A 24269-nucleotide genomic window follows, 5' to 3' on the forward strand; every position below is an offset into this window, starting at 1 on the left:
TTGGGCATGGGGAATCAGGCACTTGTACTGAGTTTAGCCTGAGCATCTCGGCTACGCTCGATGGAGCCGCAGCCGTTGGCGCAGCCTCTCGTAGAGAAGGGCGTAGTCGAAGTATGGGGTATGGGAAAAATTTACCAATGCCCTATAAAATACAAAGATTAGAAGCGATCGCTTGTCCAATCCTCCGTGATGAACCAGTGACAATTGCTACTTCTTTTACTAAAGCTGCCATAGATTTATGCCCTTTTGTGTTTAGAGATATTAGGAGTCAAAAGCTTTATGTATTTTGACTCCTTGAATTTTTTACCGATGACTCGTAGAGGGAACTTTGCCATCACGATGAGAATCTAATTTCTGAGTTTGGCGACGGGGGCGCAAGCGATCGCGGATTCGTCCCACCACAATGTATAAAATAGGTACGATAAACAAACTCAAAAATGTAGAAACAATCATCCCACCAGCGACGGCTGTACCCAGAGATGCTCTACTAGCTGCACCAGCGCCTTCGGCTGTAACCAATGGTAAAATCCCCAAAATAAAAGAAAGGGAAGTCATGAGAATTGGTCGCAGACGTTCTTGTGCCGCTTTTACTGCTGCTGTGGTCAAAGAAAGACCTTGTTCTTGCAATTGGTTAGCAAATTCTACGATCAAAATGGCATTTTTACTTGCCAGACCGATCAGCATTACCAAACCAACCTGACAAAATACATCGTTGGCTAAACCCCGCAGAGATTGTGCCAACAGCGCCCCTAAAATAGCTAGAGGAACTGAGAGCATAATAATTACCGGATCAACGTAGTTCTCATATTGAGCAGCCAGTACCAAGAAGACAAAGACAAGTCCCAAGCCAAAAATTAAAGGAGCTTGACCTCCAGATTGTTTTTCTTCAGCAGTAATTCCCGACCATTCGTAACCCATAGTTGCTGGTAAAACCTGACTTGCCACTTGCTCCATTGCTGAAGTCGCTTGTCCAGAACTATAGCCAGGAGCAGCAGAGCCGCTAATTTCAATCGAACGGAACAAGTTGTAATGATTGATCGTTTGCGCTCCGGTTGCAGGAGTAACTTTCACAAGATTATTTAGAGAAATCATCTGATCGTTGACAGAACGAACGTACAATTTGCCAATATCATCAGGGTTAGAGCGAAACTGAGCGTCTGCTTGGACATACACCCGATAAGTCCGTTGCAGGAAATTAAAATCATTGACATACCGCGAACCCAAGTAACTTTGGAGGGTATTAAAGATATCATCTACATCAACTTGCAGAGCTTTAGCTTGGTTGCGATCTACTTCAATCAACATCTTGGGTGTGTTGGCATTGAAAGTGCTAAACACAGCTTGTAAACCCGGTGTTTGATTACCGCGTTCCATTAACTGACCCATGACTTGCAGCATAGTACCTAAGCCGCTGTTCCCGTCTCTGTCTTGTAGTTGAAATTGAAAACCACCAAAACTGCCTAAACCCTGAATAGCGGGGGGGTTAACTGGGAAAATTTTCGCTTCGGGAATTGCTGATAATACTCCTGTCAACTTGCCCATAATTCCCTGTGCTGAATGCTCTTCTCCACTGCGCTCTCCCCAAGGTTTGAGAGTTGTGAAAATAGCACCACTATTGGCAGAGTTGCCACTAAAACCAAAGCCACCAATAGCAAAAGTTCCTGTGACTTCTGGTAACTTGAGAATTTCTTTTTCTACCTGAGCCATGACTTTGCTAGTGTAATTGAGGGATACACCTTCTGGCCCTTGAATAATGGTGATGAAATAACCTTGGTCTTCATCAGGAATAAATGCCGTGGGTACACGAGTGTAAACCCAAGCAGTCAGTCCCAAGGAAAGAATAAATAGCAAAACAACGATCGCAGCCATGCGAGATAAGCGGTTTAAGGTTCGCTCATACCCCCGACGCATCCAATCTAAAAACCGATTAACTCGCTCAAAAATCCAACCTAACCAGCCACGGGGTCTTTGTCCTGGACGCAGCAATAAAGCAGATAAAGCAGGCGTGAGGGTAATGGCCAAAAAGGTAGAAATAGCAATCGAAAAGGCGATCGTTAAGGCAAATTGTTTATATATCTGTCCTGTAGAGCCGGGAAAGAAGGCGACGGGGACAAATACCGCCATCAGTACCAAAGAAGTGGCAATTACTGCCCCTAATAGTTCCCGCATCGATTCAGAAGCCGCCCGTCGGGGTGACATATTTTCTTCTTCAATTAAGCGAGAGATATTTTCAACTACGATAATTGCGTCATCTACCACCAACCCCGTTGCTAAGGTCAACCCGAACATGGTCAAGGTATTAATAGAAAATCCAAAAATTTTGATAAAAGCGAAAGTCCCAATCAATGCCAGGGGAATTACAATCACGGGAATTATTGTAGTCCGCCAGTCTTGTAAGAAGATAAATATGACTAAGACTACAAGAGCGATCGCTTCTAACAATGTCTTAATAACTTCTTCTAAAGAGGCTTCTACAAATAATGTTGTATCAAATGCTACCTGATATCTCATTCCTGGTGGGAAGCGTGGCGATAGTTGCGCCATCTCTGCCTTTACTGCCTTAGCAACTTCTAAAGCGTTACTTCCCGGAGTGGGAAATATCCCTATACCCACACCTTCATTGCCTCTAAATCTCAAAAAAGTATTATAGTTCTCTGCTCCTAACTCTGCTCTGCCCACATCTTTCAATTTGACTAATGTGCCATCTGCACCTGTCTTGACTACCATGTCTGCAAATTCTTTAGTATCAGTAAGTCTACTGACTGCTTGCAGATCTATTTGGTACATTTGTCCTGGCACTGATGGTTGCTGACCAATTTGCCCAGCACCTACCTGGAGGTTTTGTTCATTAACTGCATCAATTACATCCTCAGCAGTAAGATCACGACTAGCAAGACGGTTTGGGTCGAGCCATAAGCGCATAGCATAACGACGTTCACCAAAAATCCGCGCTTCACTCACGCCGTCAATTCTCTTCAGTGCATCTACGATGTAAAGATCGGCATAGTTGCTTAAAAATACATTGTCATACTCTTTGTTTTCTGAGTACAGTCCCATCGCTAAAAGGATGTTGTTAGACTGCTTACTAACAGTGACTCCAGTTCGCTGTACTGCTTCTGGCAATTGCGGCTCGGCAAGAGACACACGATTTTGCACATCTACCGCAGCGATATCTTTGTCTCGCGATGCATCAAATGTAACTGTGATCGTACTGCTACCATTATTACTACTGCTCGAAGTCATGTATTTCATGCCTTCAACGCCGTTAATTTGGCGTTCTAAGATAGTAGTTACCGTATTTTCTACGACTTCAGCACTGGCTCCAACATAATTAGCAGTCACGTTGATTTGAGTTGGGCTGATTTCTGGATAACGGTCAGTAGGTAATGTTGGAATACTAATTGCCCCAACTAACAAAATGATTAGGGAGCAGACACTTGTAAATACAGGTCGCCTAATAAAAAAGTCAGCAAACATAAAAATAGGGAATGGGAAATGGGGAATAAGGCATGGGGCATAGGGCATGGGGCATAGGACATCAAAAGATTTTTCCTATGTCCCTAGTCCCTAGTCCCTAACCCCTAGCCCCTGTTACTAAGATTCAGGAACAATGGGAATGCCATCCTTAAGATTCAAGAGTCCTGAGATGACAATTTTGTCTTCTGGCTTTAATCCTTCAAGAACTTGATAATTATTATTTCTGATATCACCTAATTTCACTGGCTTTTGCCGAGCTACAAGTTGAGAAACTCCCTTGGGAGATTTTTCTGTTTGTGCTACATAGACAAAAGTTTCTCCAGCAACGCGAGAGACTGCTGTAGTTGGAATCAAGACTCCAGAGCGTTGATTCCAAATCACTCTAGCTCGCACTAATTGATCTGCTCGCAGCTGACCCTGTGAATTGTTAAAAAGTGCTTTGATTAATATCGATTGAGTATTATTGCTGGCAAGCGGTGAAATGAAAAATACTCTACTATTGCCTATGGTTTTACCTTGTGTATTCATCAGTTCCACAGGCATTCCCTTACGCAGTTGTGATCCTCGCTCCAGTGGCACAGATATTTTGACTTCTAAAGGTTGGTTTTGAGTGATGCTAACTAGCTGGGTGGAAGTATTAACGAAATCACCTATTTTCACTGGGATATCGCCAACCGTACCTGCAAAAGGAGCAGTAACTCTGTAGTACTGAAGTTGAACTTCTTGCTCTTCGGTATTTGCTTGAGCTTGTTGCAAGTCTCTTTGCGCCTGTAAAATGGTGGCTTGTTGGGCTTGAATCTTAGAATTAATTGCACCAAGATTAGCCTTAGCTGTGGCCAAGCGATTGGCATATTGATCTTTAGTCTGTCGAGATACGGCTCCTTGTTGGGCTAAATTCTCATATCTTTCGTAGTCTTGCTGATTTAATTGCAAATCAGCAACGTTGGATAATCGTTCCGCTTCTAATGATTTAAGAGTAGCGCGGGCATTTTCCAACTGCGCTCTAGCTGCTTGAGCCGCAGCATCGATACTACTGACTGCTGCTTTTTGCTGCCTAGGATCTACTTGAATAACTGCTGCTCCTGCTGCAACTGGATCTCCTGATCTCACAAATATTTGGGTGACTTGACCTTGGATTCTCGGCTGGAGCGTTACCGAACGACGAGACTCAAGGCTGGCAATAAAATCTGTACTATCTTCTATTGTGCCAACTTGCACTGGAGATACCTTCACTCTGACTCCTGGAGGTTGAGCATTAGTGGTTGAAGGTTGTTGATTTGCAGAAGAGAGTAAATGCCAAATTACAGCTGTTCCACCCCCTATCAGTAGTATAAAGGCTAACAATAACCGAAGCCACCGCCGTTTTTTGGGAGGTGGCTCATAAGAGGTTTGTGGAAGATTTTCTCCAAAATCAGTTTGAGGCTCAGGGGATGTCATGGCTTACAGAGAACCTAAAAACAAATTAACAAATTAAATAGAACTGCATCAGGATTTCGGCTGTTAAAGTGGTAGAAAATTACTGATTTAGCATCAGGTCTGGCAACGAGTTTGATAATTACTACCTAACTATACAGCCTGAGAGATTTTGCATAATCTACCCAAAGGTCAATGATATATACTCTACCTCTATCAATGGTGAAGTTATAATTAATTTATTTAGTGGTCATAGTTATAAAAATGACTGTTAACGGCATCTCTTCTATAGTTGTTATGTAGTCAATATTGGCTCCAGACAAATTTTATGGATAATGAATAACTTCAATAGAACTACTATGACAAGGTTATTTAGATCGAAAGCTTCTCTTAGTACCAATTCTCTATAAACTTGCACTTAATCAATACTTTCGCCATTTTTGTGTAGGTTGGGTTGAGGCACGAAACCCAACCTACGAATCAAAGCTTTTTTCACTTTGGCGAAGGTATTGTTAATCATATAGCAATCTGATTTGATTAATAAACATATTTGCGTAGGGAGGGAACAGGAAAAAAGGGAATGAGAGCATCCCACTTTTTTGAACGTCATTGCGAACGTAACGAAGTGGAGTGAAGCAATCGCAAAATCTCTGACTAAAAACAAGTCAATGCGATTGCTTCGTCGTTCCTCCTCGCAATGACACTTATTCTATTGTTGTCAAATAAAAACTGGGATGCACCCAAAGGGAATTAGGGGTGTACTGAGTTTTTTCTCCAAATCAAATAGGAGTCTTATATCTTTTTCTTTGTTTGGTACTCTTGGTACTCGTGGCGTTCTTGATGAAGTAGTCCGGTTTTGATCTTTTGCATCTGCCATTAACTTCTGACTACAAATCTTTAAATCTAAGTTAAAGACAAACTTGCCATAATCAACGTTTAGTTTTCTGGAATATCCGCCGCTGAGGCTTATTTTCCCTGGTTCTTCGTAAGGGTAATACTTCCGCTTCACTACTCTCGCGGGCTACGCGAATTAGCAACCCAGCAGCTACCAAACTGGCAATCATAGAATTACCACCATAACTAAACATAGGTAAGGGTAAACCTGTAGTTGGCAGCGAACCTGTGGCCACACCAATATGCAGTAATGATTGTCCTACCATTAAAATTGTCACACCGATCGCGACTAATCGATTCACTGGGTTCTTTGCCTTGAGTGCCACGATTAATCCTAAAGTGGCAAATAAAGCTAAAAGTATCAATAACGCCATACTGCCAACAAATCCAAATTCTTCCGCGAAGACGGCAAAAATAAAGTCAGTGTCTTGAATTGGTAAATAAAACAGCTTTTGTTGAGAAAGTCCATATCCAGCCCCCCAGGTTTTACCAGAACCTACCGCTAGTAAACTTTGTACTAGCTGGTAGCCATCACCTGTAGCATCCGCCCAAGGATTAAGGAACGACATCACTCGTTTGCGTTGGTACTCTTTAATACTAATACTGAGTGTTGCTAATACTATGCCACCGAGGGCTGTTCCTCCCAAATATTTGTAAGGTAGTCCTGCCGCTAAAGCAATGAGCCAAATAGTCATACCGCAAAGTGCTGTTGTACTTAAGTTAGGCTGAGCGATAATACCTAACAGTACTAAACAAAATATACCCAGCCAAGTGAAGCGAACTCGCCAAGTCAGTCGTTCCCACTGTCCAAATAGTCGCGCACTTTGCAATACCAAAAAGGGTTTAATCAATTCTGAAGGTTGAATTGGCACTGGCCCGATGGCTATCCAACGCGCAGCGTCAAAAGCTTTTTTACCTAATCCTGGAATCAAGGTTACGAAAATTAATATCAAAAACAGGGCTAAAAACCAATGAGATACCCTCAAAATTTTCCGTAAGGGGAGATTAACAATAATGTTGAATCCGATTAAAGAAACTAAAACCCACAAGATTTGACGCTTAAAGTAATACAGTCCATCACCTTGACGTGCATCAGCGACAGCATAGGATGCTGAAAACAGCATAATCAACCCGACGAACAGCCAAATTAACGTTAACCAGCGCAGTAACCGCGCTTCTAACGCCCAGCTAGAGACAGAGTTATCAAAAATTGGAATCAGGCGGCGTAGATTCACGATTTAGTACGAGTAATAAAGTTAGGAGTAAGAAATAAAACTCATAATTTATAACTTATAACTCATAACTTGTAACTCATAATATGCGATCGCGTGATGAATTTAATTACGCTACGTGGGTCAGTTGTCAAGTTAGTTGACAACTGACAAAACTCTATTGACCAGGTCTGAGTCTCTCCCGCCACGAAGGTTGTGATGATGAATCAGAACTCTTATTTTGAGCAGATGAAGAACTCCGAGATCTCGAAGGCGATTTTGATTCCACTCGTCTAGTTCTGCTACTCCCAGAAGTAGATTCACTAGAACTTGATGTTCTTCTACGATAACGTCGCCGTCTTCTAGGTGACTCTGAAGAGGTATCGTTGTTTTGTTGGTAACGTCTTCTACTTCTTCTACTTCTGGATGAACCGTTATCATCGGAATTATGAGAATTTGCCTCACTATCTTCGTCTGAAGAAAGGGAGCGATTGAGGATTTTTTTGGGCTTGACAGGTTTGGCCTTAATGCTGCCTTTGCGACCTTCTAACTTTGGTCTTTTAGGGAACTTTTCTACAGGTATTCCCTCTACTGCTTTTTCCATAAATTCATTCCAGGTGTAAGCAGCACTACCACTACTTCCCCAAGTGGGACGGTTGTCATCGTTACCTAGCCAAACTCCTGTGACTAGTTGAGGAATATAGCCAATAAACCATAAATCGCGGGCTTCATCTGATGTGCCAGTCTTGCCGGCTACAGGTCGATTACCTAATTGGGCGGCAGCACCAGTACCATTTTCTACAACGTTGCGTAACATCCAAGTCGTGATCTCAGCACTAACAGGGTCAAGCACTCGCTTGGCTTGAAAATTCTTTGACCAAATTACCTCACCTTGGCGATTCAGGATACGGCGAATGCCATGAGGTTCTGTGTGTAATCCCTGAGTGGCAAAACTACCGTAAGCACTGGTTAATTCTAGTAAATTGACTTCATTCGAGCCAAGAGCTAAAGAATAGGTGGGTTGGAGGTCTGATTTAATTCCCATGTTATGAGCCAATTTTATTGTTGGTTCAAATCCCACATCGATTAATACCTTCACCGCAATTACATTGATAGAACGGGTGAGGGCATCTCGCATACTCATCGAGCCACGGAAAGTCTTACCGTAGTTTTTGGGTTCGTAGTCATCGACTACAAAGGGTGCATCTACGTAGCTATCGTAGGGACTCTTGCCAGTGGCTATTGCTGTGGCATAAACGAAACCTTTAAATGTCGAGCCTGGTTGACGTTGTGCTTGGGTGACACGATTAAACTGGTTTTTCCCGAAATCTTTTCCCCCAACCATAGCCTGAATTTCGCCATTACGAGGGTCAATTGCTACTAAAGATGCTTGTTTAAAGTTTTCCCAGCGTCCTTGATTTCGCAACGTTTTAGCAACTGCGGCTTCTGCTAACTTTTGCCAATTTGGGACTAGGGTGGTTTCTACAACTAAACCGCCGCTATCTAAAACTTCAGGGGAAACGTACTTCGGTAATTCTTTTTGAATGTAGCTGGTAAAGTAGGGAGATTCTACTTGCAGTCGCTTGGGTAAACTGCTGATTAGGGTTAATGGTGCTTGAGTTGCTTCTTGCCTTTGGGCTGCTGTGATTACTCCATCTTCTTGCATCCGCTGCAATACCAAGTTTCGCCGCTGTTTAGCAGCTTCGGGATTCTGCTCTGGGGAGTATGAACTAGGTGCAGGCGCTAATCCAGCGATCGTCGCCATTTCTGGTAAGGTAAGTTGATCTACCGTTTTACTAAAATATACCCAAGCGGCATCTGCTACACCATAAGCACCAGACCCCAAGTAAACCAGATTCAAATAGCGCTCTAGAATCTGGTCTTTGGTCAATTCTTGCTCCATTTTTTGTGCTAAGCGGACTTCTTTAAGTTTGCGCCAAATTGTCCGTTCTTGCTTCAAAAAAAGAATGCGGGCTACTTGCTGAGTGATGGTGCTACCACCTTCTACTACATTTTGCGATCGCAAGTTATTCCAACCTGCTCTAATAATTCCTTGAGGGTCGATGCCATGATGTTGCTTAAATCTTCTATCTTCTGAAGCGATGAAGGCTTTTTGCAGGTTATTAGGTATCTGCTCTAGTTTTAGTTGTTCTCTAGTGACTTCACCTTGCTGTTGTAATATGGTTCCATCGACGGCTTTAATTGTCAGTGTTTGCTCTCGCACAACAGCTTTCAATTCAGATTTATCAGGCAAAGTCCGATCTATTGAGCCGATAACGTAGGTACAAGCGATAATCCCACCGCCTACACTCAAGCCTGTCCAAAACCAGATTCGACGATAAAACGGTTTATCGCTTCTGGTTAGCCTAGTAATTATACCAGATGAGACACCACTCACCTGACTCAATAGTTGCCTTGCCTTCACAAGCTTTGTTGGAGGTAAGGTCTTATTTGTCGATTCTTCGTTATCGTAATGATTACCAGGTTGCAATCGCGGTTCCTCCTTATTCAGAGTCACTTAAATTAGTTGCTCGTTGCTTGAACTAGGAGGTAGGCTTACCCACATCAGTTCTTTGCTTAAAGTATTTGATACTTAACCGCCACGTAATCATCTTGGGGTTAGCGCGCTTCGTGTTAGTATAATAGCCTATAAATAATTAACTAAATCTATTGGTACATAATGTTTTTTTTAATTGTTTTATTTTTATTTATTTAAAATAAAACAGTAGTTTGATGGTAATTTCTCAGACCTACTAAGACTATTAAAAATACTTGGTAAAAATGTGACTAATGATGCGATCAAGCGCTTAGAAAGTAGAATAATCCCTAAGTACAAGCAAAGCGCAATTGCTCTTGGTAGTAATATGGGCAATTCCGCAAAAATTTTAGCAGCGGCTATAGATATATTAGCTAAAACACCTAGTATTGTTTTACAAGCTAAATCTAGTTTATATCAAACCAAAGCAGTAGGGCCACCGCAGCCAGACTACTTAAATGGCTGCGCTCTTGTGCAAACAGAAATGCCACCGCAGCAATTATTAAATACCTTGCTAGCAATAGAACAAAAATTTGGGCGGGTGCGACAAGAACATTGGGGACCGCGATCGCTTGATTTGGATTTGTTATTATATGATGACTTAATCTGGAATACACCAACCCTTCAAATTCCCCATCCTCGAATGCGGGAACGAGCTTTTGTATTAGTGCCACTTGCAGAAATTGCCCCAGGTTGGGTAGAACCGATTTCTGGGTGTGCTATCAAAGATTTGGTGAAAGAGGTAGACTGTTCTGATGTACATTTATTGCAGGGCAATTAAAATTACTACCCAATAAACGCACAAGACGCTGGTTTGATGATTAATCACAGTGTTTATCTCGGTATTAAAGATAACAGAATTTTATTATGCCATTAGGTAGAGAATTACCACAGCTGCTAAAACAGCGCTTATTTCATAAAGGACGCAAGTTTGATTTTGAAGTGAATCGTCTGCGTTTGCCTAATAAATCAGAAGGAGAATGGGAGTGTATTCGTCACCCAGGCGGTGCTTTAGCTATACCCATAACAGCAGAGGGTAAACTTGTACTCGTGCGCCAATATCGTTTTGCAGTTCAGGGACGTTTATTAGAATTTCCTGCGGGTACTGTAGAATCAACTGAAGATCCCTTAGAAACAATACAACGTGAAATTGCCGAAGAAACTGGCTATAGCGCTCAAAAATGGGACAAGATAGGAGAGTTTTTCTTGGCTCCTGGCTATTCTGACGAAATTATCTACGCCTTTCTGGCACGAGATTTAGAAAAGCTCGATACATTACCAGAACGTGATGAAGATGAGGATCTCGAAACTGTATTATTGACTCCTGAAGAAATGGAAACAGCTATTTTGGAAGGAGAGCTAGTAGATGCTAAATCAATTTCTAGCTTTTTCCTAGCTCGTTCTTTTTTGCTTTAAATTGTGTAATAAGGACTAAAGTCCTGACTACAAACTAATCAAAATTAATGCAATAAAACATTAAGCTGCACAATAAATAGGGGCAGGTTTTAAACCCACCCCTGTTGCTTCTGAGATATTCCGCCCAACGGCTGCTGCTATAGGCTTTAAATTATCAACCAAATTCACCATATCTTCTAAAGCAAGTGCTTGACGAGCGTCAGAAATAGATTTTTCTGGCTCTGGATGACACTCAATAATTAACCCATCTGCCCCACAAGCAATTGCAGCCTTAGCCATTGGTGCTACTAGTTCCCGCTTGCCTACAGCATGAGAAGGATCTACAATCACAGGCAAATGAGTTATTTGCTTGAGAGCTGCTACTGCTGCTAAATCTAGAACATTGCGCGTGTAATTATCAAAGCTGCGGATACCTCGTTCACACAACACCACATCCAGATTGCCGTGGCTTAAGATATATTCAGCCGCCATGACGAACTCTTCGATTGTCGCTGCTAAACCACGTTTGAGAAGTATTGGTTTACCTGCTTGTCCCAAAGCTTTCAGTAAATCAAAATTTTGCATATTGCGGCTGCCAATCTGAAGCATATCAGCATGAGCAGCAACAATTTCAATTTGAGAAATTGACATAACTTCGGTGATGACTGGCATATTGTAGCGCGATCGCAGTTTTGCTAAAATCTCTAATCCTTCTTCTCCCATACCCTGGAAAGCGTAGGGAGAGGTACGGGGTTTATAGACACCACCGCGTAACGCTTGTACAGATGCGGTAGATAGCTTTTGAGCGACTGTCTCCATTTGTTCTAAGCTTTCTACCGCGCAAGGGCCACCGATAATTACCAATTCTTCACCACCGAAGGCAACTTTTGGTGAAAGTTTAACAATTGTTTGGTGGCTAGAATGAGATTGTTGAGCAAGTTTGGCGTTAATCATGATTTTCCTAATTGGGTATTGGGCATTGGGAGGGAAGAAGAGGAATTGGCGCAGGGTGCGGGGTGCAGAGGGGAACAAGAGGAATTACCTGTTTCTTTTCTATTCCCTAGCTTTTAGTAACAATAAAAAAGCCCGGAACTTAACAGTTCCGGGTGCGTTCTGATTCATCAGCATGACGCTATCTACCCGGAACTTGCTCTAGGCCAAAAGTAAAAACCATAAAACCAGCTACTGAAATATGTCATCACGATGAAATTTTGCTCCTTAAAACACAAAAACCGCAGAGTTTGCTCTGCGGTTCACCGGGCGGTTTCCAGGTGGAAACTTCATTCACTCCCGGTGAACCGCCTTAAACCAAAAATAAAAATAATAACTGCTGCTGAACATTTGTAGGATGATGGGCTATAAATTTGATGTATTCCTTTACTTAAGGTAACGATAACAGAAGGAATTGGTAGCGTCAAGACCCGCACAACATTAAAAAAAGCGATAGACTCATTACAACTCTGGCAATAAAGAGTTTTTGCTTGTTAGCGTAGGCAAGAAATAGTTTGTGAATAGACACTGCCAGATTTATACAAATTCTATTTTTAAGTAAGGGGTTATCAAAATCACCAGTGACAAATCTCGAAAAATTCGATTCCAATACTCATAAACTATCGCTCACAACGCAGAATACAAATCTCTGTTCTCATATCCCATTCTGCATCTATTCGATCAACTTTTGAGTACAACTGAGTTTCATTATGCCCAGTTCCAAAATCTTAACCACATCTTTTGACTATCAAGGAGTTTACCCCTGCCCAGTCTGTCGGATAGGTAAGATTTCTCACATGCCATTAATGGAGACTATGGCTTGTGATTTCTGCCATGAAATTTTTACCGTTAACTTAGAACAACAGCAAATCAAAATGCCTTCTCGGCAACCTCCTTTGATTTGGCGTTGGAATGGTTTTAATTGGACTGAAGCCCAATTAGAAGGTGTGGAATTGGGTTGGGGTTATGGGCTAGCAGCAACTGCTTTTGTAGTTTTGCCCACGACTTTAATTGGTATAGTAGCTTATTACTTTCCCCCAACTTTAAATGCTCCTATTACCTGGATACCATATATCTGGACAATATTGACTTTTTTATCACATTTAGCAATTATTATTTGGATTTTTATTGAAGTTTATCAAATTCCAGTTACAGCATATTTAAGAGCAATGAATCGATGGAGAAATGGAGAAATGGGTCGGTAATAATATTAAGTCAAAAGTACAAAAAAGAAAATAAAATTTCAATTACAGAACTGCATATCTTTAAATAACTGAATATAGACATAAAACTTCATGTTAAAAGTAGCTTAGATGTGCAGCGATTTGTAGTTAGATATTGTGATGGTATTTCGGTGTCTATCAAAAAAAGATAGCATTTTGGGGTATGCCAACAAAAGAGTTATCGATGGACTTAGTTTGCTGCGCTACGCTTGTATAATATTTGGATATCAGTTTACTTGATGTCACTAGCTGTTATAGAACTGCCAGTTCTAAATTTTGGTCAAATATCCTCAAGCATATTAAACTGTTTTTCTCTAAGACTGTATATCAAAACAGACATCCCATGAAAAATTAAGCCGATAGAAGGCTGCACACTCATAACTAATTTGATTGTCCACTAAAACTACCTTATGAGCGAGCTGGAGCAGTATTATAGAGTATTAGAGTTAGAACCTGGGGCGACACTTGAAGAAGTGAACCAGGCTTACAAAGATTTGGTTTTTGTCTGGCATCCTGATCGTATTCCCAGAGAGAATACGCGCTTACACAAAAAAGCACAAGAAAAATTGAAAGCAATTAATGAAGCCCGTGATCAGTTACGTTCTTTTAATGGTAAACATCAAACCTTTTCTCATTCTCCATCACCTCAACCAAAAAAATCATCTTCATATCAACCAAGAAAATCATCTTCACCTCAACCAAAAACATCATCTGTAAACAATCGTCAGCCACCAAAACAAAATCCTGATTTGAGTGGGAAAGACTTTAGTCAAGCTAATTTAAGTAATAAGGATTTATCTGGTAGAAACCTTAGTTATGCTAACTTGAGTGGTGCTGATCTAAGTGATACTTTTATGCACAAAGTTAATCTTAGAGGCGCGAATTTGTCAGAAGCAAATTTATTTAGAGCCAACTTACTTTTATCCGATATGAGAGAAGCAAATTTACGTTATGCTAACTTAATTGGTGCGGATCTTAGCGGTGCGGATTTGCGTGGGGCTGATTTAACAGGAGCGCGTATTCGTTCTGGTGAACGCCTTTTGGTGAAAATGATTGGTGCTAATTTGGCTGGCGCTATTATGCCTGATGGGGCTATTCACAGTTAACAGTTATCAGTTAACAGTTACCAGTTAAAATACATAGTTGGGTTTAAATTCTCCATAATACGCTTTGATAACTGTTCACTTTTCACTGGTCAAACTTTGGGTGTTGCGTCTAAATTATCATGAATATTGCAATTATTGGTTGTGGTTACGTTGGTTGTGCGGTTGCCCAGTATTGGCAGCAAAAAATGACTTTTATAATTACTGCTACTACAACTACTCCTGAACGTGTCCCAAAACTACAAGCAGTAGCTCAAAAAGTTGTAGTAACTCAAGGAAATGACCAAGTAAAACTCAAATTATTATTGCAAGATCAAGATATTGTGCTATTAAGCGTTGGTGCAAAAGGCCTTAATTATTATCAAGATGCTTATATTAATACTGCCAAAACCTTAGTTTCTGTTTTGCAGGATATTCCCAGTATTAAACAACTGATATATACAGGAAGTTATTCAGTTTATGGCGATCAAAATGGAGCATGGGTAGACGAAGAGATACCAGCTAATCCGACTAATATTAATGGAGAAATTCTGCGAGAGACTGAAGAAATTTTGTTAGCAGCATCAAGCGAAAATCTCCGTATTTGCATTTTAAGATTAGGTGGCATTTATGGCCCTAATAGAGAATTAGTAAAAATATTTAGTAAAGTCCCTGGTACAACCCGTCCCGGTAATGGCGACGATGTGACAAATTGGATTCACCTTGATGATATTGTTGCGGCAATAGAATTTGTTCGTCAAAACCGCTTACAAGGTATTTATAATTTAGTAGATGATGCACATCTAACTAGTCGTGAATTATTAGATACTTTATTGGCAAAATATAGTTTGCCTCAATTGACATGGGACTCTTCTATAAAGAGTAACCGTTCATATAACGCCACAGTATCCAATCAAAAGATTAAAGCTGCTGGATACAAATTAATTCATCCACAGATGATTTTTTAGCAGGTAAGAATAACTCAAAAAAATGCAACAATCTCCTACCCAATTTTATACTTGGCAGAATTATCGCTGTGCTTATGAATTACATCAACCGATTAATTCCATATCTGAGGGTATTCCCTTACTATTAATTCACCCTATTGGTGTGGGATTATCGCGGCAATTTTGGCAGCGTTTTTGTGGTGAATGGTATTCTAAAGGTCATCGTAATTCCATTTACAATCCTGACTTACTCGGATGTGGTGAAAGTGATATGCCTTCTGTGGCTTACACTCCCAAAGATTGGGCAGAACAATTACATTACTTTTTACAATCAGTGGTGCAGAAACCTGTAATTGTAGTAGTACAAGGTGCTTTATTACCTGTTGCTATTGAATTAGTTCAAAAAGAATTAAATTTAATTGCTGGACTAATACTTGCTGGGCCTCCAGCTTGGCCTGTAATTACCAAAAAATCAGCAGTATGGCAGCAAAAACTAATTTGGAATATTTTAGCTTCGCCTTTTGGTAATGCCTTTTATCGCTATGCACGTAGCCCCAGATTTTTGCGTTCTTTCTCCATTCGTCAACTGTTTGGTTCAGAAGATGCAGTTGATGCAGAGTGGTTAAATACTTTGGTTGCAGGTGCAGAAAATACTACCAGTCGTTATGCAGTATTTTCTTTTTTAGCTGGTTTTTGGCGACAAAATTATGCTAAAAATCTCACTTATATTAAGCAACCAACACTAGTAATTGTCGGGGAAACAGCATCCAGTATTAGCGAAGAAGGTAAACAAGAAACACCTGATGAACGTTTAACTGATTACCTTGCTTGTTTACCTCAAGGTCGAGGAATTAAATTGCCAGGACGAAATGTTTTGCCTTATGAATCAACTGGGGAATTTGTGAAAGCGATCGCCCCATTTATTGCTGAATTTTCTTAAAATGAGCTAAATATTTTTCTCAACAGCGCTGCTGAATTGTTCATAAGGAGAAACTCCCACGATAGTTTCTTTCAGTTCACCATTCTTGAAAATTAAAACTGCTGGGATGCTGCGAAGACCAAATCTTTTGAAAATCGGCTTGTTATTGTCGATGTCTACTTTAACGACCTTGGCGCGACCTTTAAATTCCTCAGCAAGTTGCTCCATTAACGGACTAATGAGGCGACAAGGGCCACACCAAGTAGCAGTAAAGTCAACAACAATTACTGCTTCCTGACTTAAAAGAGAATCAAATTCACTTTCTTGAACGTAAGCAACTAGGTCAGCAGACATTTTGTCAGTAGACATTGTGTTAATTCTCCAGCGTCAAACTAAATTTCAGTAAAAAACTGATTGTATAAACTATACTCCCTTCTGTTACAAGATTTTGAAGCTTTAAAATAGCAATAGCAACCGTTCACAGGTTGCATTACTTGCTAACTTGGAATTGTAAGCATATTGCCAATGAAAATAATAAAAATGTCAAACCTACTTGAACGAATTACAGTAAATCCTAAACAGTGTGGGGGTCGTCCTTGTATTCGTGGTATGAGGATTCGAGTTTCTGATGTTCTAGATCTGTTTGCAGCAGGATTGAGTGCTGAGGAAATTTTAGAAGACCTACCAGATTTGGAAATGGATGACATAAGAGCATCACTAGTGTACGCAGCACGTAAACTAAACCATCCTGTGTTGGTTGCATGACAACCATTTGGATTGATGTACATTTGTCACCTGCGATCGCATCTTGGATTACAAATACCTTTGGGGTAACAGCAATAGCTCTACGCGATCTTGGACTGCGAGATGCCGAAGATCCTAAAATCTTTGAGGCTGCCAAAGCTGAAAGAGCTATATTTATGACCAAAGACAGTGATTTTGTGGATTTGGTTGATCGACTTGGAGTACCACCACAAATCATTTGGTTAACTTGCGGCAACACCTCGAATGCTCGGTTGCAAGAAATTTTAGCTTCAACATTATTAGAAGCATTAGCGCTATTAAGTACTGGGGAACAATTGGTAGAAATTAGCGGCGATTAGCTTTGCGAGGCTTTATCTTTGCGTAAGTCCTAAAGTTGTTACCTTAGATGTCTAGTCATATAAATTTTTCTTAAGAAACAGTATCAAAATGCAACTTTCTCCTTTGTTACCAATTGTCTACCGCATTCTGCAACCAAATTTTCCTAATTGTCTTTGGAATGGCGATCGCAATTTTAAAGCGATCGCCCTGACATTTGATGATGGCCCCCATCCTCAATACACGCCTCAAGTGTTGCAAGTATTAGACAATTACAACATTAAAGCTAGTTTTTTTTGGTTGGGTGCTTGTGTTAATCGTTCGCCAGCGATTGCTAAAGCAGTCAGCGATCGCGGACACTGGATAGGATTGCATGGCTATGATCATCGTTCTTTTCCGGTACTTTCTCCCAGTGAGCTTAAGGAGAGTTTAGGAGAAACCCAAACAGCAATCTACAATGCCTGTCAGTTGCTACCCGAACAAGTACGTGATGTTCGGCCGCCCAATGGTTTATTTACACCCAAAACTTTAGAGTTATTCTCACAGTGGAATTATCGTCCAGTGATGTGGAGTGTTGTACCTGAAGACTGGGTATTGCCGGGAGTTGCTACCGTAGTCCAACGTGTTCTTAACCAAGTACAAAATGGCTCATTAATTGTTTTACATGATGGTGCTTGCGGTGGACAAGACGTGGCTGCAACAATCAATATTTTGATTCCTCAGCTACTACAACAAGGCTATCAATTTGTGACCGTCGATACTCTATGGCAACACAGCAAAATTAACTAAGTAAAAGTAATTAGTACTCTGTCCCATTAATTTTGCGGGGTAAAATAACGAACCACCAAGGACGCAAAGTACACAAAGGAAGAGAGAAACAAGATAAATTGAAAAGTTGATTAACCTATCAAAACTTTTGCGACAGACCACTAGTGGTTTGTCAACCCAAAAATGACGGGTGGAGGCAAGCAGGGGAGGCAGTGCGGTCTTGGGGGTTCCCCCCAGGAGCAACTGCCGTGAAGCAGGGGGAGAAAAGAACTGGACTTTTTCCCATTAACCCAGCAAAGTTGACTTGCCAGAGTACTAGGGGCTAAAGACTAGAATAGTCTACTTCATCCATAAGAAAAACGGACGTTGCTGAATCATCTGTAACGTAAAGCCTACGTCATAGCTTCGCTTAATGCGGGGCGTAGCCCTTATACCATTTCACGAAATTATTGATACAAATTACTTTTCTTACTCCCCCTGCCTCCGGTCACTGAGTTTCGACTACGCGGTAGTTGAGCGTAGTCGAAACTCAACTGCCGCGTAGCCGAAGTGCTGCTTCCCCTGCTTGCCCAAATGTATCAACTTTAAAGTGAAATGGTATTAAATCCCACATTCCGCAATCATGCAACACTAGAAAAACGCTATATATGCCGTACATCAGTAAATAATCAATACACAAAAACGCAAAGTCTCCTTTGAGTCTTTGCGTGAGATTTGTTATTTATTTGTGGAGCTTAACTTTACACCATCTCAGATGATGTTTGCACTACTGGCTGGGGCTGGGGCTGGAACATAAACAGCGAGTAAACTACATCTCGGCGGATATTGACCATCATATCTAAGAATAGTTCATAACCCTCGCTCTTGTATTCAATCAGCGGATCTTTTTGACCGTATCCACGTAATCCTACTGATTCACGCAAGGCATCCATTTGTTGCAGGTGTTCCCGCCACAAGGTATCAATACGTTGCAAAATAAAGAAACGTTCGGCTTGTCGCATCAGTCCGGGTTGAATTTGATCAATTTGTGCTTCTTTGAGGTCGTAGGCAATTCGCACTTGTTCGTGAAGGAAAGCTTTGATTTCGCCGACAGACATATCCTCTAATTGATTGGGCTGCATGTCGGCAAGCAGGTAAACAAATTCTTTGACTTTTTCCACCAACTTTTCTAATTCCCATTCTTCTGAAGGTAAATCTGGGTTGATGTAGAAATCTACGATGTCATCCATCGTTTTTTCGGCGTACTTGATTACCTGTTCTTTTAAATCTTGACCTTCTAATACGCGACGACGTTCGGCGTAGATGGCACGACGTTGATTGTTCATCACTTCATCGTACTCAAATACCTGTTTGCGGATATCGTAGTAATAAGTTTCGACTTTTTTCTGTGCGCCTTCTAAACTACGAGTTAACATTCCAGATTCGATGGGCATATCTTCTTCGACTTGGAAGGCGTTCATTAATCCAGCCACGCGATCGCCACCAAAGATCCGTAGCAGGTTATCTTCTAAACTTAAGAAAAATCGTGTCGAACCAGGGTCGCCTTGTCGTCCAGCCCGGCCGCGTAATTGGTTATCAATCCGCCGGGATTCGTGGCGTTCTGTACCAATTACATGCAAACCGCCCAGTTCTATTACTTGATTATGCTCTCGTTCGGTGAATTGTTCATACTCCTGCTTCACACAGTTGTAAGCTGCGCGTAATTTTTGAATCACTAGGTCATCGGTGGGAGCTTTTTCTGCTGCTACAGCTACTTTGTCTTCTGCTTCTAGTTCTGGTAAACTGCGATCGCCATATTCCCGTACCGCAGATTCCACAGCTTCTTTTAATAGCTGTTCTGCTTGTTTAGAAAGTTGAGTGGGGAAAATTTCGGGGGAAGCTTTCCAGGTTTTGATTTTTTTACCAGGAACAAAGCCTTGACCCCCACCATGTCCTGTAGGCAATCCGGCGGCTTTTTGCACACCAAAGACATCTTCATCTTCTGGCATGACAATCCGAGGCAATAAATATTCCCGCAGTTTTAAACGCGCCATGTATTCGGAGTTACCACCAAGGATGATATCTGTACCTCGCCCCGCCATATTAGTCGCAATCGTTACAGCACCACTGCGTCCTGCTTGGGCAACAATCTCTGCTTCTCGTTCTACATTTTCTGGTCTGGCGTTGAGTAGTTCGTGGGGAATCTCCATCTGTTTGAGGAGACGGCTGAGTAGTTCAGATTTTTCAACGCTAGTGGTTCCTACTAAAACTGGTCTACCGAGTTGGTGCATTTCGGCACATTCTTTGGCGATCGCTCCCCACTTGCCCATTTCGGTTTTAAATACCATATCAGACAAATCTTGCCGTCTGCGATCGCGATTGGTAGGAATTACCGCTACTTCTAATTTATAAATTTTTTCAAACTCTGGCTCTTCTGTTTTGGCGGTTCCCGTCATTCCACCGAGTTTGGGATAAAGCAAAAATAGGTTTTGATAGGTAATTGTTGCTAGAGTTTGAGTCTCTGGCTGAATTTCTACATGCTCTTTAGCTTCAATTGCCTGATGCAGACCATCACTCCAACGCCGTCCAGGTAGCACCCGTCCGGTAAATTCATCGACAATTACTACTTCTCCATTGCGAACGATATAGTTAACGTCCTTAAGGAACAGTTCTTTAGCTTTAATAGCATTGAACATGAAGTGCGCCCACGGATCTTCTGGGTCAAATAAATCCGTAACTCCCAAAAGATTTTCTGATTCTGCAAAACCTTCATCAGTTAACAGCACGTTACGAGCTTTTTCGTCAACTTCGTAATGCTCATCTTTTTTGAGAGTAAATGCGATTTCGGCTGCTTTTAAATATTTTTCTGTGGGTCTTTCTACTTGCCCAGAAATAATCAGCGGTGTCCGTGCCTCATCAATTAAAATCGAGTCTACCTCGTCAATTACACAATAGTTAAACGGGCGTTGTACCACATCAGCCATTGATGTAGACATATTATCCCGTAGGTAGTCAAAACCTACCTCACTGTTAGTAACGTATGTAATATCACATTCATAGTTTTTCTGGCGTTCTGAGGGAGTCATACTCGCTTGAATTAGCCCTACACTCAAGCCCAGAAAACGATGTACCTGCCCCATCCATTCTGCGTCACGACGGGCTAGATAATCGTTAACTGTAACAACGTGTACACCTTTGCCAGTCAGGCCATTTAAATAACTCGGTAAAGTAGCAACCAGGGTTTTGCCCTCCCCAGTTTTCATTTCCGCAATTTGCCCAGAGTGGAGAATCACACCACCCAACAGCTGAACATCAAAATGCCGTAATCCTAAGACTCTCCTACCAGCTTCCCTGACCACGGCGAAAGCTTCAGGCAAGATATCATCCAGGGTTTCGCCTTTGGCGATTCGCTGTCTAAACTCTGCTGTTTTGCCTTTTAACTCGTCATCGGAGAGGGTTTTAACATCTTCTTCTAAGAGATTAATTTCACTGATATAAGGTTGGTATTTTTTAAGTTTACGAGCGTTGGGATCGCCCAACAAGAGTTTTAGCATGGCAGTTTATGGAACTCAATCAAGGGTGATGGGAATTAAAGGTTTGGCATTGATTATAGGAATTTCACCCAACCCAGCCGTCTTGGTTGTGGATGGGTATCAAAGGAGAATGTAACTCAAAAACACCAAAAAGTAGATCCAATCATTTAATCAACTGATTGGTTTTATTTTATAGTTTAAATTTGAAACTCTTTTAATAGTATCATTTCACCTCCAACTGAGGCAGAGAACGCCGACCTTGCTAGGTAGCAATTGCCCGCCATGTTGGAGAGCAAGAGAAATAAAAAAGCAGTAGAAGTTTTCAGTAAGGGACTTCCAAAAAATAAATTATCCTATTTTCTCAGATAAGATTTTTCTTTCTCCCCTATGCTTGGTTACTGAGCGTCCTTCTACTCCTTTCGACTGCGCCCTTCTCTACGAGAGGCTGCGCCAACGGCTACGCTCAGGATAAACTCAAGGCAAGTCGCTCAAGAACCATAGTCGAAATTAAGCCGAAGTGCTGCGCCCTGCCCCCTGGCTACACAGCGAAGGGATATTTTTTTAGTTGGAAGTCCCTAAGTCTTTTTCATTGTCTAATCTCTTTACTTCTCCCACTCTTGGCTGAGTTGGCGGAAGTTATAGTCACTAGCGCTAGGATGACAACTGACACAACTACCGATTTGCACAGGGCGCGGCAAATCGACTTGTGGATGCAAAGCCTTAAAATAACGTGAATTATTAACGCGATAGGGTGTTGCTTCGTCTTTTAGTTTTGTACGAGAAAAAGTAGATAGATATCTCCATACGAGAATGCGAGGCGGATCAACTAAAGTCTTGAGTTGTGCGCCATAATGCTGTGAGTCTTCTAAAAGATTTTTCCAGGTTTGAGTAGGTAACACAGCTGGTGGTAGAGCGATGTGACAAGTGGAACAGTTGTCTAAGTATAGTTCTTGTCCTAGTTGGTACTGTGCAGGTACTACATCAACTGTGCTAATTTCTGAAGCGGGAGTAGCACTGTAAGCGCTAGTTGTCGATGCCAGAAGCCAACCCATAGTTAAACTCCAAGCTAAAATGACTAAAAATAAGCCTAAGGGACGGCGTTTGAGTTGGCGTGATTTACGCTTAACAAGATTTGACATTCCTCACATTCCCAGATACTTAGTGGAGTCTGTAGCTAATAATATGACTTTCTTGGGGTTGGAGGTGTTTCAGATTTAAGATTTTATTGGTGTGCGATCGCTTTTTCAAGAAAATACAAAAAAATGTCAAGATTTCAAAAGTTATTTTAATCTTCTTGATTACAAATCAGGACTTACGCAAAAATAATGTAAATCCGTCATTACGAGCGATAGCGAAGTAATCTACCCTAACGCTGGGATTGCTTCCCTACACTCCGTTCCGGTCGCAATGACAGTATCGGCGTTGCGTAAGTCCTAATAAAAATCAATCACAATATCTCGAATTTCATTTGTACCAATATCTTCTCGATCAGACTTAGAATAAATCGTTAGTAGCAAAATAGTTGTAGGTGACTCAACTTGATAAATTAAACGATATCCAGCACTTTTACCTTTTTGGATATTACTGTTGCGAACTCTCACCTTGTAAACAATATACTCCTCGCCTATTCCTGCGATTCTATCTCCAATAATATTTCCTTGTTGTAATCGTTCGATAATCGGCTGCACATCAGAGCGAATATTGCGAAATCTTTTGGAAAGGTCGCGCAAATTTTGTTTATATTCAGGAGTTAAATCAATCAATACCGATGGTTGTTCATTCGGCATCAATTCCCTCCCACATTTGGGATAGTGGTAAACGCTGTCCTGCTTTTGCTTGCTGCAAAGCTCTCCTTAAGCTGGCTTTAATCTCTTCAAGAGGTGTATCATCAGGGTCAACCTCTTCTGCTTCTGTCTGTTCTGGGACTAAGACAATTACCCGCACCTGATGAGGGTAAGTCGTTCCCAGAATTGGCTCATCCAAAACTAAATTTCCTTGAGCATCAATTTTACCAGTAACTTCAATCGCTTTCATTTGTTATCCACCTCGTTTTATAAGAGATTTTAACATGGTGCAATTTAAGCGGTGTAAGGAAAACACAATTAAGATTATGGGTTTAATCTTGTTTATGATAAAAATCAGCTACAATATCTCGAATTTCATTTGTACCAATATCTTCTCGATCCGATTTAGAATAAATTGTTAATAGCAAAATAGTTGTAGGTGACTCAACTTGATAAATTAAACAATATCCAGCACTTTTACCTTTTTGAATATTACTGTTGCGAACTCTCACCTTATAAACAATATACTCCTCGCCTATTCCTGCAATTCTATCTCCAATAATATTTCCTTGTTGTAATTGTTCAATAATCGGCTGCACATCAGAGCGAATATTGCGAAATCTTTTGGAAAGTCTGTAAAGTTCCTCCTCAAATTCATCAGAGAACCGAATTATAACCGCCTCATCACTCTGCATCAATTCTGTCCCATAGCTCACTAATCGGTCTAGTTTGCCCGGCTTTTGCCTGTTGCAAAGCTCTCCTTAAGCTGGCTTTAATCTCTTCAAGAGGTGTATCATCAGGGTCAACCTCTTTTACTTCTACCTGTTCTGGGACTAAGACAATTACTCGCACCTGATGAGGGTAAGGCGTTCCCAGAATTGGCTCATCCAAAACTAAATTTCCTTGAGCATCAATTTTACCAGTAACTTCAATCGCTTTCATTTGTTATCCACCTCGTTTTATAAGAGATTTTAACATGGTGAAATGATTATGACTTTCTTATAAATTCCGAATTGGTATGACTGTATTTTTAGAAGC

22 protein-coding genes are annotated in these 24269 nt (G+C 41.1%); 10 read left to right on the forward strand and 12 right to left on the reverse strand.

Annotated features, from left to right (window positions below):
- The first annotated feature begins 137 nt into the window (after nt 1-137).
- On the forward strand, nt 138-290 hold the full coding sequence (locus QI031_RS24135) for a hypothetical protein (RefSeq protein WP_281482136.1): 153 nt from the start codon (nt 138-140) through the stop codon (nt 288-290).
- 13 nt (nt 291-303) lie between these two features.
- On the opposite strand, the gene QI031_RS24140 is transcribed toward QI031_RS24135, so the two are convergent.
- The 4 genes from QI031_RS24140 to QI031_RS24155 form a co-directional block, all read right to left on the reverse strand.
- Complete coding sequence (locus QI031_RS24140; protein WP_281482137.1) at nt 304-3477, reverse strand: efflux RND transporter permease subunit; 3174 nt, start codon at nt 3475-3477, stop codon at nt 304-306.
- Nucleotides 3478-3594: 117 nt separating this feature from the next.
- Nucleotides 3595-4914, reverse strand: coding sequence for an efflux RND transporter periplasmic adaptor subunit (locus QI031_RS24145; RefSeq protein WP_281482138.1), 1320 nt, complete (start codon nt 4912-4914; stop codon nt 3595-3597).
- Nucleotides 4915-5819: 905 nt separating this feature from the next.
- Entirely contained in the window at nt 5820-7019 is a 1200-nt protein-coding gene (locus QI031_RS24150; protein ID WP_281482139.1) for an FtsW/RodA/SpoVE family cell cycle protein, read from the reverse strand.
- 154 nt (nt 7020-7173) lie between these two features.
- Nucleotides 7174-9486 carry a transglycosylase domain-containing protein gene (locus tag QI031_RS24155; RefSeq protein ID WP_281486110.1) on the reverse strand — a complete coding sequence of 771 codons (2313 nt, stop codon included), beginning with the start codon at nt 9484-9486 and terminating at the stop codon, nt 7174-7176.
- 307 nt (nt 9487-9793) lie between these two features.
- Between QI031_RS24155 and folK the strand changes: the two genes are divergently transcribed.
- The gene (gene folK, locus QI031_RS24160) at nt 9794-10312 is read left to right on the forward strand and encodes a 2-amino-4-hydroxy-6-hydroxymethyldihydropteridine diphosphokinase (protein WP_281486111.1); all 519 of its coding nucleotides are present in this window, start codon (nt 9794-9796) and stop codon (nt 10310-10312) included.
- Between the two features lie 86 nt (nt 10313-10398).
- Complete coding sequence (locus tag QI031_RS24165) at nt 10399-10947, forward strand: NUDIX hydrolase (protein WP_281482140.1); 549 nt, start codon at nt 10399-10401, stop codon at nt 10945-10947.
- Nucleotides 10948-11007: 60 nt separating this feature from the next.
- On the opposite strand, the gene aroF is transcribed toward QI031_RS24165, so the two are convergent.
- Nucleotides 11008-11880 carry a 3-deoxy-7-phosphoheptulonate synthase gene (aroF, locus tag QI031_RS24170; protein WP_281482141.1) on the reverse strand — a complete coding sequence of 291 codons (873 nt, stop codon included), beginning with the start codon at nt 11878-11880 and terminating at the stop codon, nt 11008-11010.
- Between the two features lie 746 nt (nt 11881-12626).
- Between aroF and QI031_RS24175 the strand changes: the two genes are divergently transcribed.
- The 4 genes from QI031_RS24175 to QI031_RS24190 all read left to right on the forward strand — a co-directional run bounded on the left by QI031_RS24175 (nt 12627) and on the right by QI031_RS24190 (nt 16108).
- Nucleotides 12627-13121 (forward strand): hypothetical protein, encoded by a 495-nt coding sequence (locus QI031_RS24175; RefSeq protein WP_281482142.1) that lies wholly within the window; start codon nt 12627-12629, stop codon nt 13119-13121.
- A 428-nt stretch (nt 13122-13549) separates the two neighbouring features.
- Nucleotides 13550-14245, forward strand: coding sequence for a pentapeptide repeat-containing protein (locus QI031_RS24180; protein WP_281482143.1), 696 nt, complete (start codon nt 13550-13552; stop codon nt 14243-14245).
- A 119-nt stretch (nt 14246-14364) separates the two neighbouring features.
- Entirely contained in the window at nt 14365-15189 is an 825-nt protein-coding gene (locus QI031_RS24185) for an SDR family oxidoreductase (protein ID WP_281482144.1), read from the forward strand.
- Between the two features lie 22 nt (nt 15190-15211).
- Complete coding sequence (locus QI031_RS24190; protein ID WP_281482145.1) at nt 15212-16108, forward strand: alpha/beta fold hydrolase; 897 nt, start codon at nt 15212-15214, stop codon at nt 16106-16108.
- 6 nt (nt 16109-16114) lie between these two features.
- On the opposite strand, the gene trxA is transcribed toward QI031_RS24190, so the two are convergent.
- Complete coding sequence (trxA, locus tag QI031_RS24195; protein WP_425526042.1) at nt 16115-16441, reverse strand: thioredoxin; 327 nt, start codon at nt 16439-16441, stop codon at nt 16115-16117.
- A gap of 186 nt (nt 16442-16627) precedes the next feature.
- Between trxA and QI031_RS24200 the strand changes: the two genes are divergently transcribed.
- The 3 genes from QI031_RS24200 (at nt 16628) to QI031_RS24210 (ending at nt 17956) form a co-directional block, all read left to right on the forward strand.
- Complete coding sequence (locus QI031_RS24200) at nt 16628-16852, forward strand: DUF433 domain-containing protein (RefSeq protein ID WP_281482147.1); 225 nt, start codon at nt 16628-16630, stop codon at nt 16850-16852.
- Nucleotides 16849-17190 carry a DUF5615 family PIN-like protein gene (locus QI031_RS24205; RefSeq protein WP_281482148.1) on the forward strand — a complete coding sequence of 114 codons (342 nt, stop codon included), beginning with the start codon at nt 16849-16851 and terminating at the stop codon, nt 17188-17190. Before QI031_RS24200 ends, QI031_RS24205 begins: the two co-directional genes overlap by 4 nt.
- A gap of 88 nt (nt 17191-17278) precedes the next feature.
- On the forward strand, nt 17279-17956 hold the full coding sequence (locus QI031_RS24210) for a polysaccharide deacetylase family protein (RefSeq protein WP_281482149.1): 678 nt from the start codon (nt 17279-17281) through the stop codon (nt 17954-17956).
- A 719-nt stretch (nt 17957-18675) separates the two neighbouring features.
- On the opposite strand, the gene secA is transcribed toward QI031_RS24210, so the two are convergent.
- The 6 genes from secA to QI031_RS24240 all read right to left on the reverse strand — a co-directional run bounded on the left by secA (nt 18676) and on the right by QI031_RS24240 (nt 24173).
- Nucleotides 18676-21468: a preprotein translocase subunit SecA gene (gene secA / locus QI031_RS24215; RefSeq protein ID WP_281482150.1), complete on the reverse strand. Its 2793-nt coding sequence runs from the start codon at nt 21466-21468 to the stop codon at nt 18676-18678.
- Between the two features lie 581 nt (nt 21469-22049).
- Complete coding sequence (locus tag QI031_RS24220; RefSeq protein ID WP_281482151.1) at nt 22050-22586, reverse strand: cytochrome C; 537 nt, start codon at nt 22584-22586, stop codon at nt 22050-22052.
- A gap of 294 nt (nt 22587-22880) precedes the next feature.
- The gene (locus tag QI031_RS24225; protein ID WP_281482152.1) at nt 22881-23234 is read right to left on the reverse strand and encodes a type II toxin-antitoxin system RelE/ParE family toxin; all 354 of its coding nucleotides are present in this window, start codon (nt 23232-23234) and stop codon (nt 22881-22883) included.
- Complete coding sequence (locus QI031_RS24230; RefSeq protein ID WP_281482153.1) at nt 23224-23481, reverse strand: type II toxin-antitoxin system RelN family antitoxin; 258 nt, start codon at nt 23479-23481, stop codon at nt 23224-23226. The genes QI031_RS24225 and QI031_RS24230 overlap by 11 nt, the downstream gene beginning before the upstream one ends.
- A gap of 82 nt (nt 23482-23563) precedes the next feature.
- Entirely contained in the window at nt 23564-23926 is a 363-nt protein-coding gene (locus QI031_RS24235; RefSeq protein WP_281482154.1) for a type II toxin-antitoxin system RelE/ParE family toxin, read from the reverse strand.
- The gene (locus tag QI031_RS24240; RefSeq protein WP_281482155.1) at nt 23916-24173 is read right to left on the reverse strand and encodes a type II toxin-antitoxin system RelN family antitoxin; all 258 of its coding nucleotides are present in this window, start codon (nt 24171-24173) and stop codon (nt 23916-23918) included. The genes QI031_RS24235 and QI031_RS24240 overlap by 11 nt, the downstream gene beginning before the upstream one ends.
- Nucleotides 24174-24269: the final 96 nt, after the last annotated feature.

Origin of the sequence: Halotia branconii CENA392, from assembly GCF_029953635.1 — a bacterium.
In the GTDB taxonomy this organism is placed as follows: Bacteria; Cyanobacteriota; Cyanobacteriia; order Cyanobacteriales; family Nostocaceae; genus Halotia; species Halotia branconii.

Bases quoted from the DNA above. Each gene is read 5' to 3' on its own strand.
- QI031_RS24220 (WP_281482151.1), bottom strand. From the start codon at position 22,586: ATGTCAAATCTTGTTAAGCGTAAATCACGCCAACTCAAACGCCGTCCC.
- QI031_RS24235 (WP_281482154.1), bottom strand. From the start codon at position 23,926: ATGCAGAGTGATGAGGCGGTTATAATTCGGTTCTCTGATGAATTTGAG.
- QI031_RS24145 (WP_281482138.1), bottom strand. From the start codon at position 4,914: ATGACATCCCCTGAGCCTCAAACTGATTTTGGAGAAAATCTTCCACAA.
- QI031_RS24240 (WP_281482155.1), bottom strand. From the start codon at position 24,173: ATGAAAGCGATTGAAGTTACTGGTAAAATTGATGCTCAAGGAAATTTA.
- QI031_RS24205 (WP_281482148.1), top strand. From the start codon at position 16,849: ATGACAACCATTTGGATTGATGTACATTTGTCACCTGCGATCGCATCT.
- aroF (WP_281482141.1), bottom strand. From the start codon at position 11,880: ATGATTAACGCCAAACTTGCTCAACAATCTCATTCTAGCCACCAAACA.
- QI031_RS24180 (WP_281482143.1), top strand. From the start codon at position 13,550: ATGAGCGAGCTGGAGCAGTATTATAGAGTATTAGAGTTAGAACCTGGG.
- trxA (WP_425526042.1), bottom strand. From the start codon at position 16,441: ATGTCTGCTGACCTAGTTGCTTACGTTCAAGAAAGTGAATTTGATTCT.
- QI031_RS24140 (WP_281482137.1), bottom strand. From the start codon at position 3,477: ATGTTTGCTGACTTTTTTATTAGGCGACCTGTATTTACAAGTGTCTGC.
- QI031_RS24135 (WP_281482136.1), top strand. From the start codon at position 138: ATGCCCTATAAAATACAAAGATTAGAAGCGATCGCTTGTCCAATCCTC.
- QI031_RS24175 (WP_281482142.1), top strand. From the start codon at position 12,627: ATGCCCAGTTCCAAAATCTTAACCACATCTTTTGACTATCAAGGAGTT.
- secA (WP_281482150.1), bottom strand. From the start codon at position 21,468: ATGCTAAAACTCTTGTTGGGCGATCCCAACGCTCGTAAACTTAAAAAA.
- QI031_RS24165 (WP_281482140.1), top strand. From the start codon at position 10,399: ATGCCATTAGGTAGAGAATTACCACAGCTGCTAAAACAGCGCTTATTT.
- QI031_RS24230 (WP_281482153.1), bottom strand. From the start codon at position 23,481: ATGAAAGCGATTGAAGTTACTGGTAAAATTGATGCTCAAGGAAATTTA.
- QI031_RS24210 (WP_281482149.1), top strand. From the start codon at position 17,279: ATGCAACTTTCTCCTTTGTTACCAATTGTCTACCGCATTCTGCAACCA.
- QI031_RS24190 (WP_281482145.1), top strand. From the start codon at position 15,212: ATGCAACAATCTCCTACCCAATTTTATACTTGGCAGAATTATCGCTGT.
- QI031_RS24200 (WP_281482147.1), top strand. From the start codon at position 16,628: ATGTCAAACCTACTTGAACGAATTACAGTAAATCCTAAACAGTGTGGG.
- QI031_RS24185 (WP_281482144.1), top strand. From the start codon at position 14,365: ATGAATATTGCAATTATTGGTTGTGGTTACGTTGGTTGTGCGGTTGCC.
- QI031_RS24225 (WP_281482152.1), bottom strand. From the start codon at position 23,234: ATGCCGAATGAACAACCATCGGTATTGATTGATTTAACTCCTGAATAT.